Genomic DNA, 15,141 nt, shown 5'->3' with positions numbered 1-15,141 from the left:
ATTTCTATTTGACTGTGGGGTTAAGGATTAAACAACTAGCAAGTTATTTTGACTTAGCGACACTCCACCAGATAGTTGTGCAAATTGTACCTGAGCAAATCCACCCGCACTACCATCTTGGTCAAAATATAGCGCACCTGTAGTATTGTTATAGATAAATCGCTGATTGCTGGTTGTTGCAGATGTTCCAAGGGTAAAAGAGCTAGCTGAGAGTAAACCTGACGATAACCCGCCACCAAAACCAGCAGCCGATACCTGAATCAGTTCATTAGTCACGTTGAAGTTATAAATATTATCAACCCCTTCACTGAAACTATTGAAAACAAAGGTATCAGTACCCGCTCCTCCATAAAGGTTGTCATTACCTTTGCCACCTTTGAAGGTGTTTTTACCAGAAGCGCCAGAGGCTGTGAGAGTATCATTACCATCGCCTCCATCCAGTAGATTATTGCCTGATGAATAGTCAACAATCAAGCGATCGTCATTAGCACCACCATTGAGGGTGTTATTCCCAGAGACAGTATAAGCTCCGTATGAAGAATATAAGGAGGCTGAACCAGCGGCTGTGAGAGTATCATTGCCATCGCCCCCATTGAGTAGGTTATTGCCTGATGAATAGTTAGTAACTAAGTTATCGTCACCAGCGCCACCATTGAGGGTGTTCTTACCAGAGATAGCATCGAGATAAAAATTGCCTCGGTAGTCGTCGTAGGAGCCAGAGACATCAAGAGAATCATTATCATCACCACCAGAGAGCGAATTATTACCATTTGAAGAGTCAGCACTCAAGTAATCCTTACCTGCACCGCCGAGAATCGTATTATTTCCACGTCCCGCAGCGAGGGTATCGTTGCCATTGCTCCCCACAATCAAATCATCGTAGTCTGTACCTGAGATATTTAATTGTTCGATATTCTTGTAGCTAACCTGATTCGGGCCTGCTGTAATCGAACCAGCATTAGTAGCAGCATTGAATGTCGAAGTGATTCCCTGGCCGATGGAATAGTTATAAAAAGACAACAAATCGTCGCCTTTCCCTCCATCTATGGTATCTTTGCCGCGATCGCCTCCAGTGAGTGTATCATTGCCATTGCCCCCTACAATCAAGTCATTGTAGGCTGTACCTGAGATATTTAATCGTTCAATATTCTTGTAGCTAACCTGATTAGCGCCTGATGTAATGGAGCCAGTGTTAGTAACAGCATTGAATGTCGAAGTGATTCCCTCACCCCCGCTAGAATTACTGTAATAATAGCCTTCCAATAAATCATCACCTTTTCCGCCATCGATAGTATCATTGCCACTACTACTCCCATAGAGCGAGATAGTATCGTTGCCATTACTCCCCACAATCAAGTCATTGTAGGCTGTACCTGAGATATGTAATCCTTCGATATTCTTGTAGTTAATCAGATCCGTGCCCGCCCTAATGGAGCCAGTGTTAGTAGCAGCATTGAATGTCGAAATAATTCCCCTACTAGGATAGATATACGAAATGCTCAACAAATCGTTATCTGTCCCCCCATCTACTGTTTGAGTCGCTAAGGAAGGTGGAGAAGTATATAAAACGAAAGAAAAGGAATCATTACCATTCCCTCCGTTGAAAATGTTATTACCAAACCTGCCTTCGGCTTTTTTGTCGTCGTAGTAGCCAGAGGCAAAGAAAGAATCATTGCCATCCCCCCCATCGAGGATGTTATTGCCCGTTGAATAGTTAACACTCAATCGATCGTCACCAGCACCACCATTGAGTGTGTTATCACCGGAGGTAAAAGAGGCGGAATAGTCATAATCGCCTGAGGCAGTAAGAGAATCATTGCCATCTCCTCCATTGAGGATGTTATCGCCTGTTGAATAGTTAGCATCTAATCGATCGTCACCAGCACCGCCGTTGAGCGTGTTATTGCCATCTGTCTTAGACGCAGAGAGATTATCACTACCATCCCCACCACAAATCAGGTTATTGCCTGTTGAAGAGGTAGCACTGAATTGATCGTTACCAACACCACCGTTAAGGATGTTATTGCTTGTTGAATAATCAACATTCAAGTAATCGTTACCTTCACCGCCAAAAATTGTATCATTGCCATAATTTGAATCGTTGCCACTACTGCCTCCGAAGAGTAGATCGTTGCCATTGCTTCCGACAATAAAATCAGCGTAGGTTGTACCTCTAATTTCTAATTGTTCGATATTGGTGTAGTTAATCCGATTTGTGCCAGCCCGAATTGAGCCAGTGTTAGTAGCAGCATCGAAACTCGAAGTGATTCCTTTAGTAGCACGGGTGTAATATACAGATAAATAATCCTGACCTGTTTCTCCATTTACACTTTGAGTCGTTAAGGAAGAGGGGGAAGTTTTTGAGACGGACAAATGGAAGTCATCATTACCAGCGCCTCCATTTAGAGTGTTTCTACCCCCGACTTCATCAGCGTAAAAGGAATCATCGCCGTCTTTGCCTGAAACCGTATTGTTGCCAGCAGAATAGCTAATATCAAGGTAGTCATCCCCTGCATCTCCACCGAGGATGTTATTTCCAGAAGAATAGGAAGCATCAAGGGTATCATTTCCCTCATCACCCCGCAGCAGGTTATTACCAGTACCACCACGGAGGGAGTCGTTATCCGTACCACCACGGAGGGAGTCGTTATCTGTACCACCAAGGAGAGTATCATTGCCTGCACCACCAATGAGGGTATCATTTCCGGCATCACCGCTTAAAAGGTCGTTGCCATTTTTGCCATCGATGATATCATCACCCACTTTAGCGTTAATTGTATCTGCGTCCTGGCTACCTAATAGAGTATCCTTACCGTTGGTTCCAATGATATTCACCATAACTCTTACCTTCCTGAATCGATATTTTGAGTAACTTCAGCTATTAACTTGTTGTTAATGTTGTTTGAGGACACACGGAAATCGCCGAGAGTTGATGCTTTCGACATACTGTTATGTCACCCTTGAGGGTTAGCATTTTCTCGAAGATTTACCCTATTGATGAGCTTGTAAGTAGGACTTATCTAACTGACTTGAAAAAGGCAGGAGTTGAGGCAGCGCCCGTCTTGCCGGTTCCCGTCGATAGCGCAGCGTTAGCGAGTCTTCTCCCAAGGGGAGACGCTAGGAGCGAACGAGCGTCTGGGGGACTGCCGAACCCGAAGGGCAGGAGATTCAAAGTTAAATTCTTTGCCTATTCCCTATTTCCTTTTTCATTCGTTATTTGTGTACCCGTTAATAATGCTAGTTAAGACTATCTAAGTCTTAGCATTGTACATATTTATGAGCGTGTATTTAGGAAAACAGATGGTTTCACACTTTTTTATCATTCTCGATCCGCAGATCAACCCAGCCATCACTGACAAAGTGTCGAAAAATCAAGCTTGAATGCCTAAAACCCACACTTCATATTTCTTATCAGAGCGTAGCCCTACTGTTGTAAATATAGAGAATAATTCACTTTCGATAGGGAAATAATTTTTATGCAATTGTTGTGGGCTATTGCCCGTGGGTGTGTAGCTTAAAAATAGGGAACATCTAAATAACACTTTGATAACCATATCTGAATATTTACTGAGATGTCCACACTTAAAGACATATCTTTGCATACTCTTCACATTATTTGCCGATCGGTATAATGTCAGTACTTATCTTTATATATTCTTCATGTCTTGAGAACCACTAATAACTCAGAATGCAGCAGCTAAATAGCAGCTAAACAGTTGTTTGATTTGCTCTTGTAGCGTGTCGTCGCCCTTAGTAGACAAGCAAGCTGTAAGAATTTTTGAAATCTGGGGTTATGCTGTGAGGTTATGACGATAAGTTACAGGAGTTGAAAGCGATCGCTCCAGAGAATTGGCACATTATCAAGAGTTAATTAAGGATAACCTCCACCAAACATACTCCCGTAGCGTAGGCGTAACCCGTCCTAGCCATCGCAAAGAAACTACTGAGGACAGTGAATCTGAAACTGGATTATATTGGGAAGTTTTGGACAAAAATAGATTTTTATTCAAAAAAACAGTCGTCAGGAAATGAAGGCATATTAAATAGTGGATTTCTTTAACCATGCCAATTTGAAAAAAGAATGCAATATCAATATATAGATACAAGAGAGTGCGCGTTATGATTAGCAAAACTTTTTTAAATTGGCATCAGTATAGTATTCATATAGATGGCAGTAAAGCTCAACTAGTACTCATAGATATATAAATTTATTCCCCTTCACTTAATTAATTCTTCATACAATCAGTATTATATACAGTTAAAACTATTTATCTATCGATTTAGCGTATTATATGCTGCTTGTTTACAGCTATTTTCAGGTAAATAGACCACGCGGTAGGGGCGCAAGGCCTTGCGCCCCTACGACAGGTGTGATTCAAATACATGAAAACTGCTGTAAGTAGGCAAAGAAAATAGTTATGTCATATTCAAAGCTCAATCGGTGCTATTTTCTTCTGGCAATGCTAACTATAAGGGTACGATCGCGATCGCATCCTTCCTTACGATCTAGTCGAACCGATTTGTCGTTCACGGCTGAGTGCATTGCAAATCCCCATTGCCAAAGGTAGTGGTGGTATCTCTGCACGCGAACTGTTCGAGATCGTTATTCGGGTAATGCAGGAACTCTGATGATTTCAAGGATCATGCGATCGCAAACGAAGAGATCGACGGTACATCACTGCCAACGCCAGGATTCTTCTAGATTAACCACCTTGTATGGTCATTTCTGAGCTTGATAAATAAATGTAAAGAATAAGTTGGCATTGCATAAACTTTGCTTTCTACCTTGATGAATTAACTAAGAAACTAAAAAGTTGAAGGTACAAGATTGAAAATATCTTGTTATCTCCTTAATTAGTTGCTTCAACAACATAGTTCTTCTACAGGAGAAAAAATGAGTACATTAGAGCAAAGTCTTAGTCAATTTCGAGCTTTACCAAAACCAGAGTCATCTCGATTAATTGACTTTGAAGAAGCAGAAATTCTTCCTGGTATAGTAAGTGACACTTATATTTTAGTTGTCAGAGGAACGAAACCATACTTGAATTTGGAAGTGAATCTTGTGCCACTTGTATACGTCCAGCAACCTGAATATTGGGGAGTTGAGGTCGTTGGTACTTTGCCCGGAATTGGACTACCAGCTACCGCACCTTATACAGTTTCTCTGCCAGTAGACGGTATTCGTGGCAAACAAGGTATTGAAGTTATTGGCGCTAATGGTTCCAAGCAACTGCCTTTTCTAGATGTTAAGCATTCCTAATTCCCGATATGAATATGTGTAGAACCACCATTTGAAAAATATCGAAAGATTTTGTCTACCTGCGGAATGTGGGTAGGAACCCTAGTAACCACAAATGAAAGAATAGATAGTGCAGTGGATAAAAGTGTTAACTCTCTCAAAGAGTGGATACAACAGACGCAGCCCAATATCCATGCAGATGAAACACCTTGGGTGGTCAAAGGTGTAAAAGAATGGTTGTGGATTTTTGCCAACACAGTTTTTAGTAGTAAATAACATACGTTTGCTCTATGCTAGTGATAACTATTTAGGAAGTGTCTAGACCAAGAAACCAGGTATCCGCTCAATAAATCGGGGCGAATTAACAGTTCAGGAACGAGTTTACGCCATTTGAGCCTTGTCACTGAGCGATTTCCCCCGGATTATTGAGCGGTTACGAAACCAGTCTAAGTAGATGCTGCATTTATTTGAACTACCTATCTAGGGTTTCTCCCCCCTGGCCTACGGTGTAGACACATCTTTGTATAAAATCAAAATCGTTGAAGATCCCCCTAAGTCCCCCTTTTTAAGGAGGACTTTGAAGGGCTTTTGCGCCCCTTTTTAAGGCTACGGTGTATACACAAGTCCTAAAATCCTTGCCTGGTAAGATACAAGCCTTAGTAGGCAAGGTTTTGAACTGAACAAGCTGATTATCAAGAGTGTCAGCTTATTGATAGAAGTTTAACGGAAAATCAAGGATTTTAAAAATAATTTTCCGTTCTTTTGTGTCCATTTGATTCCTAACTCAACTTGTGTATACACGGTAGCTTTTTAAGGGGGGTTGGGGGGATCAAAAGCTTGTGAGGCAATGTTAAAAGACTTGTGTGTACACCGTAGACCCGCTGGCAGGGCTACTCATAGATGACACCTCTTCCAGCGAATATCTCTGAATCAAACTTATAACCGAGGGGATTGATATGGCAGACCTTATTGGAGACAACACGAATAACACTCTAATTGGCACGTTTGAGAATGACGCTATCCTTGGTCAGGGCGGTGATGATAACCTCTTTGGTCGGGGCGGCAATGATGACCTCTTGGGTGGGGCTGGCAATGACTCGCTTAATGGCGAGGACGGCAATGACCTTCTCAATGGTGAGGACGGCGAGAACACCCTGCTTGGTGGGTTCGGCGATGATGTCCTCCTTGGTGGATCTGGCAATGACCTTCTCGATGGCGAGGAGGACAACGATCAACTCCTTGGCAAAGGCGGTGACGACACCCTGCTTGGTGGGTTCGGTAATGATGTTTTCCTTGCTGGATCTGGCAATGACCTTCTCGAAGGCGGGGACGGAAATGACCGACTCGCTGGAGAAGACGGTGAAGACCAACTCTTTGGCGGGGAAGGGGTTGACACGCTCAATGGCGGGGCTGGCGATGACCAGATTGATGGCGAGGATGGCAATGACAACTTGATTGGTGAGGCTGGCGATGACACCCTCCTTGGCGGGGCTGGCGATGACCGACTCGAAGCAGGGGACGGGGATGACCAAATCTTTGGTGGGACTGGCAATGATACTGCTGACTATTCAAATACCACTGTTGGTGTCACCGTTAACCTAGCGACTGGAACTGCCAGTGGAGGGGCTGGGAATGATGTCCTATTTAATATCGAACAAGTCTTTGGTTCTGGTTTCAGCGACATTCTAACTGGCGGGCGCGGTAATGACACCCTCTTTGGTAGAGGTGGCAATGACCTGCTTGATGGTGGAGTTGGCAATGACCTGCTTGATGGCGAGGAAGGCAACGATATTGTCCGTGGTGGGGCTGGCGATGACATCTTGCGTGGTGGGACTGGCAATAACCAACTCTTGGGTGGAGCTGGTGTTGATACTGCTGATTATTTCAGTGCCACTGCCGGAGTCACGATTAACCTTGCCACTGGAACCGCTACAGGGCAGGGCAGGAATGATGTCCTGTTGGAGATTGAAAGAATCGTTGGTTCTAGGTTCAATGACACCATCCTTGGCGGAGCTGGCAATGACTTCTTCCTCAGTGGTGGGGACGGGAATGACTTTGTCAATGGTGAGGCTGGTAATGACCGCCTCTTTGGCGATAACGGCAATGACACTCTCCTTGGCGGGGCTAACGACGACTTTATCAATGGCGGGTACGGCAATGACTCCCTGCTTGGCGGTAGCGGCATTGACATCCTGCTTGGTGGGGCTGGCAATGACCAACTCTTTGGTGAGGACGGGAGTGACACTCTCATTAGTAGAGAAGGCAATGATACCCTGCTAGGCGGCAGCGGCAATGACATTCTGCTTGGTGGAGGTGACAATGACACTCTCCTTGGTGGAGGCGGGGATGACCAACTCTTTGGTGGAGATGGCGTTGATACTGCTGATTATTTAAATGCCACTGCCGGAGTCACCGTTGACCTTGGCACTGGAACTGCCAGTGGGGGAGATGGGAGTGATGTCCTGTTCAATATCGAGCAAGTCTTTGGTTCTAGTTTTAGCGACTCCCTGATTGGAGGAGGCAGCAGTGATACCCTCTTTGGCAGAGGCGGCAATGACACCTTGTTTGGTGGGGATGGCGATGACTTTCTTGATGGTCAGGAAGGTAATGACCTCGTCTTGGGCGAGGATGGGAATGACAGCCTGTTTGGCGGGGCTGGCAATGACCAAATCGAAGGAGGAGAAGGCGATGACACCATCCGTGGCGGGGTCGGCAATGACACTCTCCTTGGAGGGCCTGGAAATGATGTCCTCATAGGCGTTGATACTAACGGTTCTGATTCTCCTGGATTAGGGGAGGTTGATACCCTAACTGGAGGGCCTGGGGAAGATCAGTTCTTACTTGGAGATGCTACTAATGTCTTCTATGACGATAACAACAGTGGAAGTAGTGGTTTGGCAGACTACGCTACCATCAGTGGCTTCAACTCCAACGAAGATACAATCCAGCTCAAAGGAACACTGGCAGACTATCGCTTGCAGACTGTGGGAGCCGATACAAGGGTATTTCTGGACAACTCAGGAGAGCTAGATGAACTCGTTGGTGTTGTGCAAGCGTCGTCTCTGAGGCTTGATAGTGACGACTTCCTGTTCTACGAGAAAGAAGATGCTGGACAAGGGACAAACAACACACTAGCCACTGCTGAGAAGCTAGGTAATTTAACATCAGGTTCAGAAGTTAATACCTCTGCTCAACTGGCAAGACTTCCAGGGAACAATCCTGATTTCGACTTTTTCACATTTTCTTTAGCCAACCCAGGAACTGTGACTATCAGCACGCCGAATTACAGTAGTATCTTTCCAGTTCTCGGCCTATTTAATAGTGCTGGGAACTTACAGAGTTCCAGTACTTCTCAATCAATCACCGCTTCACTAGGGGCAGGTACTTACTCTATTTCAGTAAGTGATTATGATTACTTCCCTCAAAATGGCGGAACTTTCAGTTCTGGCTATTTTGACCCTGGTTCTTATACGCTAGGAATCACTGTAGTCTAAAGACAAATGGTACTAAGAAAAGCGGAAACAGTTGCCAATTAAGAAGTTTGCAGTTGTTTACGTAATTCTTATCAGTCTACTAATGCAAAACAAGAGTTTTGCATTAGTAGACTTTATTTGTGTAGTAGCGAATTCTATTCGCCCAATATTTTTAAAACATCCTCTTAGCTAGGTAGAGTTAAAATACTGTAATTTCAATGGCAAATTCTGTTCCTTCACCAAGTACAGAATTGCAACTCAAGCCTCCATCATGGGTTTCCTCAACAATTTGACGAGCGATCGCAGTCTGAATCGAATCATCAAAACGACTCTGAGCTAAATAAGATTGAATTTGAATTCAGAATTTGAGTTTCCCGTGGCAGCAGAGATGCAATACTAAACTCAATTAACTTAACTTCTTTAGTTTCTGGATTAATTAAAACATTGGCGGGTTTAATATCTTTGTGAATAATCCGATGATAGATTAGAATATCTAATGCATCACACAGAGCGATTGCTAAAAGTAAAAATTCTTGTAAATACGCCATATCTGGCGTCTGGTAACAAGCAAAATAATCTTTAAGAGAAATCCCACCAAAATCTTCCATTACCAACGCATAACCATTTTGATACGCCTCCAGACTGTAGGTTTGGACGATCGCAGATGAGTGAAGATTTTTGGCAATTGTGTACTGATTGCGAAACTGCAACAGATCGCTGAAACTGGGATATGAATTTTTTAGCAGTTTAATTACTACAGGTAATGAGTCAGTTTATCGACACCCCCGATAAACTAGAGTTCTAGAACCATTGTAGATTTCTTCAGTTATGTCGTATCTGGGAATACTGACCATACTGCTAAACCCTGGTGATTTCTGAATTTATTGTTCCCAAATCAGTAACATCAGTCTAAATGTATGTTTTGATACAAACAACTAGAGAAATCATCGCAGTAGATAAAACTGTATTTGATGTCCCAAATTCAAAGGCGAATAGCCGTTCAGAAACGAGAACATTTTGCTAGAAGAAAGAAAAGTTGTTAGGAAAGCCTTAAATAATACTCAAAGAAGAAACCAAAGGAAAAGGTGAGAAAAAACCCATCTCTTAAGAATCGATATGATAGACAAGTAAACAAAATTTAAAAAATATTTATCGAATGGTGGAGCAATCATCTGGCTTGTCCAAGGTCAAAGACTCATTAACACAAAAACTCTTCTTAGGTAATGAACCTAATGCGGAGTTAATTGCAATTCTCACCGTTTACTTTGTCCAAGGAATTTTAGGGCTATCGCGTCTAGCTGTTAGCTTTTTTCTCAAAGATGAACTACTCCTGAGTCCAGTCCAGGTATCGGCGCTATTGGGAATTGTCTTCCTACCTTGGATGATCAAGCCGGTGTTTGGTTTTATCTCTGATGGCTTGCCTATATTTGGCTATCGTCGCCGTCCTTACTTGATTTTATCCGGGATACTGGGAACTGCTTCTTGGATAAGTCTGGCTACAATAGTTCATACTAGCTGGGCAGCTACATTAGCGATCGCTCTTGGTTCTCTCTCCGTCGCCATGAGTGATGTCATAGTTGACTCGCTGGTTGTGGAACGAGCCAGGGGCGAATCGCAAGCAAAAGCCGGTTCATTACAATCTCTGTGCTGGGGTGCTTCGGCGATCGGAGGTTTAATAACAGCCTACTTTAGCGGTCTGCTGCTGCAATACTTTACTACCCGTACCGTCTTTGGGATTACCGCTTTATTTCCTCTGATCGTTTCAGGGGTAGCTTGGTTAATTGCTGAGTCCCCCGTTAGCCAAGATGCTCAAGATAGCAATCAGACCAACTCTTTACCAATCAAACATCAGCTGGGGCAGCTACGCCAAGCCATTAGCCAAAAAACAATTTGGCTACCAATGGCATTTGTCTTCATCTGGCAAGCTACCCCAAACGCTGACTCAGCCTTTTTCTACTTCACTACCAACGAACTCCACTTTGAACCAGAATTTTTGGGGCGGGTGCATTTGGTAACAAGTTTCGCTTCTTTAGCAGGTGTTTTGATTTTTCAACGTTTCCTCAAAAGCATCCCTTTTCGCGTGATTTTTGCTTGGAGTACTGTTTTTTCCTCCATTTTTGGGATGACGATGCTGTTGTTAGTGACTCACACAAACAGGCTATTGGGTATAGATGACCACTGGTTTAGTTTGGGTGATAGCTTGGTTCTGACTGTGATGGGGAAAATTGCCTATATGCCAGTAATGGTGCTAGCAGCAAGGCTTTGTCCTGCTGGTGTAGAAGCGACATTATTTGCCTTATTAATGTCAGTGTTTAATTCAGCAGGAAGCGTTTCTCATGCATTCGGGGCATTAATCACCTATTGGCTGGGGATCACCGCAACTAACTTTGAATCACTTTGGCTCTTGGTGCTAATTACTAACCTCAGCACGTTGTTACCCCTACCATTTATCAACTGGCTACCTGCTGCTGAAGAACAAGCTGAGACACCCAAAGATGGGGAACAAGCGTTTTTGCCAGATTTGATGTCTGAATTGGTACTGAGAGAACCAGAGTCGAAAATAGTCGAGTAAATCTTACGCTAAGTCCAGACAGTGCGCTGCTCTACCGTTGTGGTAACTAGCGTAGTAAAGCTGCAAAAAAATCATTTTGAGCGTGTACATATCCTCGTGCAAAATAACAAGAGAACAAAGTATATGCAGAGTTTTAAAAGTCAAGAAAGCCAAGTTGCAGAAAAATCCTACACCCGTGCAGACTGGCAAGGAGGATATCAATCTCTCACCCAAGAGTTTGATTATTGGATTGATGATATAGAAGGACAAATTCCCAGAGAGTTACAAGGTACGCTATTTAGAAATGGCCCCGGTTTGCTGGATGTGAATGGGCAACCTCTTCATCACCCTTTTGATGGGGATGGGATGATTAGCAAATTTACCTTTACCAATGGTCGTGCCCATTTTCGCAACCGCTTTGTCCGCACAACTGGCTATTTGGCAGAGCAAAAGGCGGGAAAAATTCTCTATCGCGGTACTTTTGGTACTCAAAAACCCGGCGGTTGGTTAGCTAATATTTTTGACTTCAAACTCAAAAATATCGCCAATACAAATGTTATCTATTGGGGTGGAAAACTGCTAGCAATGTGGGAAGCGGCTGAAGCATATCGCCTCGATCCCTATACTCTTGAAACCTTGGGGAATGAATATTTTAATGGTGCTTTGTCAGCAGGTGAAGCTTTCGCTGCCCATCCCCGTTTGGAAAAAAATTGTGAGCAAGATGGGGGCGCACCTTGTCTGGTAAATTTCTCGACTAAGCCAGGATTATCTACCACAATTAATATTTTTGAGCTAAACTCAGCAGGTGAAATTGTTAGACAGCAGGCTCATAAGGTTCCAGGTTTCTGTTTCATTCACGATTTTGTCATTACTCCCAATTACTGCATCTTCTTTCAAAATCCTGTCACCTTTAATCCCATACCTTTCGCCTTGGGAATACGTGCGGCGGGAGAATGTATCAAATTTCAGCCAGATCGGCCAACTCAAATTCTAGTTATCCCTCGTTTCCCCAAAGAAGGGCAAGAAGAGATAAAATTTCTGGAAACTCAGTCTGGTTTTGTCTTCCACCATGTTAATGCTTTTGAGGTAGCAGACGAAGTTTTGATTGACTCCATTTGCTACCAAAACTTACCAGAAGTAAAACCCAAAAGCGATTTTCGACAAGTTGATTTTGAAGCTTCTTCACCTGGGCAACTTTGGCGATTTTGTCTAAATCTAAAGGATGGGACAGTCGGGCGGGAATTGATTGAGAGCCGCTGTTGTGAATTTCCCAGTATACATCCGGTGAATGTGGCACGCCCTTATCGATATCTATATATAGGTGCGGCTCATGCAAAGACTGGTAATGCTCCCTTACAAGCGTTGCTGAAAATTGATTTAGAGTCTGGAGAAAGACAACTTTGGAGTGCTGCACCCCGTGGTTTTGTCGGTGAACCGATTTTTGTCCCGCGCCCAGGTTCTGAAAAGGAAGATGATGGTTGGGTATTAGCTTTGGTTTATGATGCTGCCGATCGCCGCTCAGATTTGGTAACTTTGGATGCTAATGATTTCTCTAAAGGCGTAATTGCTCGCCTACATCTGAAGCATCATATCCCCTATGGTCTGCATGGAAGCTTTACTTCTGAGGTTTTTGGGGAAATTTGATCGCTTATTTGGGTGAAACCATTTTTTCGCTGGCAATGATATGCAAATCTATATTTTTGAGCAAGCGCACTAATTTTTGCGTCAAAGATCCTTTGAGGAGCATTTGCCAGCGCGATCGCTGACTTTCACCAATTACAATTTGGGTAATCCGATATTTCTCGGCAACTTCCGCGATCGCATTAGCTATATTACCGTTGGTAACACGAATAAAATTGCCTTCAAATTCTTTACAAAGTTTCTCACAAGTGTGGATGTGTAAGCTTTCTTCTTTGGTGAGGAAACGTTCTGGATCGGCAACGAACAAGGTATAAAGCGGCGCGTTCATATAGTTAGCCAACCTCGCACCCCGACGTAACAATTGCACTGAGTTGGGATAGGTGGATACACACACCAAAACCCGCTCGTGAATATTACAGAATTGTCCGTTGGGAGTAGAGGCGATCGCATTTTCTTCCACGTTGTCTGCCACTTCCCGCAAAGCCAACTCCCGCAAAGCAATCAGGTTACGGCGTTGGAAAAAATTATCAAGGGATTGTTGGATTTTGGGCTGTGCGTAAATCTTCCCTTCTAATAACCGTTCTTGCAGCGTTTCTGGTGTGACATCTACTACCACTATTTCATCTGCTTCATCCATAATCCTGTCAGGAACGCGCTCCCGGACTACCACACCTGTAATTCTGGCTACTAAGTCGTTGAGACTTTCCAAATGTTGCACATTCATTGTGGAGTAAACATCAATCCCGGCTGCCAAAACTACTTCTACATCTTCGTAGCGCTTTTCGCGTGGGGAACCAGGGACATTGGTATGGGCAAGTTCATCGATTAAGACTAATTGGGGCGATCGCTTTAAAATAGCATCTGTATCCATATCCGTCAGCGTCAACTCACCGCGAGGATATTGCTTACGAGGTATAATTTCCAGTCCCTCTGCCTTTTCCGCTGTCTCCTTGCGTCCGTGGGTTTCCAAAAGCCCAACGACAACATCAATTCCTTCGTGTTTGAATGCGTGTCCTTCTTCCAGCATCCGGTAGGTTTTGCCTACTCCAGGAGCCATGCCAATAAAGATTTTATGCTTACCACGTCGTCGTGCTGGATAAGGCGAGTAACTTGCAGAATTTAAAGGCGCATTTTCAGCCGAACCAGTATTGGTCATTTGTCCTTTGTCATTGGTCATTTGTCATTGGTAAGGATTTTAAGCCTATTTTCGTTTCGTAAATTTGGTTTATTCCCGCCCACTTACTTAGTACTCTTACTTCATCGGAAACGAAAACAGCGCTTTACCCATGCCCCATGCCCAATGCTCATTTACTGATTTTGCTGACGATTAATATCTTGCAAATCAAGAGCATAATTCAATCGCAGAACATTGACTCCCGGTTCGCCAAAAATCCATAAAAATCTGTCATCAGTATACTTATTAATTAAACGTAAAATCTCATCTTCTTTTACTCCCCGCGCACCAGCAACTCGCGTCAATTGCTGCCGCGCTGCTTTAAAGGAAATATGCGGATCTAAACCAGATCCAGAGGTATAAATGATATCAGCTATCGGTTGAAGATTTTCCTCTCGCAATTTATCTGCCTCTTCTAAAATCCGCTTCAGTAATTCTGGATTGCTGGCAGCGAGATTGCTAGCTCCAGAGATGCCGGTTGGCTTGGCTTTTTTTCCTTGACTATATCTAACAGTACTAGGACGAGAATGGAAATATCGCTCAGATGTGAATACCTGACCGATTAAAGCAGAACCAATTGGTTCATTACTTAGATTCCGCACGATACTGCCATTAGCTTGATAGGGCAAAAAAACTTGACCCACTACAAGAATTACCAGCGGATAGATGATTGCAGTCAACAACCAAAGCATTAGAGTTATAAAAATTGCTCTGATAGTTTCTCGAATAATAGCCATAAAAAGTTTTCCAATTGCGCCTAGAATTTAATTTTTAATTTTTAATTTTTAATTCTTTTGCCCACCTAGCAGGATGTTACAAGATGCTGTTAGCAACAGCATAAACAACTGGGGCAGTTACCACATTCAAGCACAGCAAGATAAAAATAGCGAGTGGTAGATGTTGTTTATGCCATTGCGACTAAACAAAGGATATCGCCAAAGGAGTGCTGAATGAAAACGATATTTATTCATATTCTTCTTGTCCTCCCTATCAACAGGTAAAAGTAAAAATGTTTATTATTTTACTTTGGTCAAGATGCGATCGTTTTTCAGCGTCTCTACTT

7 protein-coding genes and 2 pseudogenes are annotated in these 15,141 nt (G+C 43.3%); 5 read left to right on the top strand and 4 right to left on the bottom strand.

Features of this window, described 5'->3' with window-relative positions:
* Nucleotides 1-27 precede the first annotated feature (27 nt).
* Entirely contained in the window at nucleotides 28-2,838 is a 2,811-nt protein-coding gene (locus tag AC1F2U_RS22595) for a beta strand repeat-containing protein (RefSeq protein WP_480263105.1), read from the bottom strand.
* Nucleotides 2,839-4,894: 2,056 nt separating this feature from the next.
* Here AC1F2U_RS22595 and AC1F2U_RS22590 point away from each other — a divergent pair.
* The 3 genes and pseudogenes from AC1F2U_RS22590 to AC1F2U_RS22580 all read left to right on the top strand — a co-directional run bounded on the left by AC1F2U_RS22590 (nucleotide 4,895) and on the right by AC1F2U_RS22580 (nucleotide 8,733).
* Nucleotides 4,895-5,260 carry a hypothetical protein gene (locus AC1F2U_RS22590; RefSeq protein WP_480263104.1) on the top strand — a complete coding sequence of 122 codons (366 nt, stop codon included), beginning with the start codon at nucleotides 4,895-4,897 and terminating at the stop codon, nucleotides 5,258-5,260.
* A 72-nt stretch (nucleotides 5,261-5,332) separates the two neighbouring features.
* Nucleotides 5,333-5,503: pseudogene (locus AC1F2U_RS22585) on the top strand (IS66 family transposase); the annotation flags it as partial.
* 692 nt (nucleotides 5,504-6,195) lie between these two features.
* Nucleotides 6,196-8,733 carry a calcium-binding protein gene (locus tag AC1F2U_RS22580; protein ID WP_480263102.1) on the top strand — a complete coding sequence of 846 codons (2,538 nt, stop codon included), beginning with the start codon at nucleotides 6,196-6,198 and terminating at the stop codon, nucleotides 8,731-8,733.
* A 320-nt stretch (nucleotides 8,734-9,053) separates the two neighbouring features.
* Here AC1F2U_RS22580 and AC1F2U_RS22575 read toward each other — a convergent pair.
* Nucleotides 9,054-9,566: pseudogene (locus tag AC1F2U_RS22575) on the bottom strand (serine/threonine protein kinase); the annotation flags it as partial.
* A gap of 302 nt (nucleotides 9,567-9,868) precedes the next feature.
* Here AC1F2U_RS22575 and AC1F2U_RS22570 point away from each other — a divergent pair.
* Together AC1F2U_RS22570 and AC1F2U_RS22565 are read left to right on the top strand one after the other, a co-directional pair.
* Nucleotides 9,869-11,284, top strand: a complete 1,416-nt coding sequence (locus AC1F2U_RS22570; protein ID WP_480263100.1) for a folate/biopterin family MFS transporter — start codon at nucleotides 9,869-9,871, stop codon at nucleotides 11,282-11,284.
* Nucleotides 11,285-11,407: 123 nt separating this feature from the next.
* Entirely contained in the window at nucleotides 11,408-12,907 is a 1,500-nt protein-coding gene (locus AC1F2U_RS22565) for a carotenoid oxygenase family protein (protein ID WP_480263099.1), read from the top strand.
* A gap of 4 nt (nucleotides 12,908-12,911) precedes the next feature.
* Here the strand turns inward: AC1F2U_RS22565 and AC1F2U_RS22560 are convergent, their stop codons facing one another.
* Nucleotides 12,912-14,060 carry a universal stress protein gene (locus AC1F2U_RS22560; RefSeq protein ID WP_480263140.1) on the bottom strand — a complete coding sequence of 383 codons (1,149 nt, stop codon included), beginning with the start codon at nucleotides 14,058-14,060 and terminating at the stop codon, nucleotides 12,912-12,914.
* A 152-nt stretch (nucleotides 14,061-14,212) separates the two neighbouring features.
* On the bottom strand, nucleotides 14,213-14,815 hold the full coding sequence (kdpC, locus tag AC1F2U_RS22555; RefSeq protein ID WP_480263098.1) for a K(+)-transporting ATPase subunit C: 603 nt from the start codon (nucleotides 14,813-14,815) through the stop codon (nucleotides 14,213-14,215).
* Nucleotides 14,816-15,141: the final 326 nt, after the last annotated feature.

The organism is Nostoc sp. LEGE 12454 (genome assembly GCF_056620565.1).
This window is presented reverse-complemented; position numbering and strand designations above follow the sequence as displayed.

Coding starts and splice junctions, on each gene's coding strand:
- AC1F2U_RS22595 (WP_480263105.1), bottom strand. CDS start 2,838: ATGGTGAATATCATTGGAACCAACGGTAAGGATACTCTATTAGGTAGC.
- AC1F2U_RS22590 (WP_480263104.1), top strand. CDS start 4,895: ATGAGTACATTAGAGCAAAGTCTTAGTCAATTTCGAGCTTTACCAAAA.
- AC1F2U_RS22580 (WP_480263102.1), top strand. CDS start 6,196: ATGGCAGACCTTATTGGAGACAACACGAATAACACTCTAATTGGCACG.
- AC1F2U_RS22570 (WP_480263100.1), top strand. CDS start 9,869: ATGGTGGAGCAATCATCTGGCTTGTCCAAGGTCAAAGACTCATTAACA.
- AC1F2U_RS22565 (WP_480263099.1), top strand. CDS start 11,408: ATGCAGAGTTTTAAAAGTCAAGAAAGCCAAGTTGCAGAAAAATCCTAC.
- AC1F2U_RS22560 (WP_480263140.1), bottom strand. CDS start 14,060: ATGACCAATACTGGTTCGGCTGAAAATGCGCCTTTAAATTCTGCAAGT.
- kdpC (WP_480263098.1), bottom strand. CDS start 14,815: ATGGCTATTATTCGAGAAACTATCAGAGCAATTTTTATAACTCTAATG.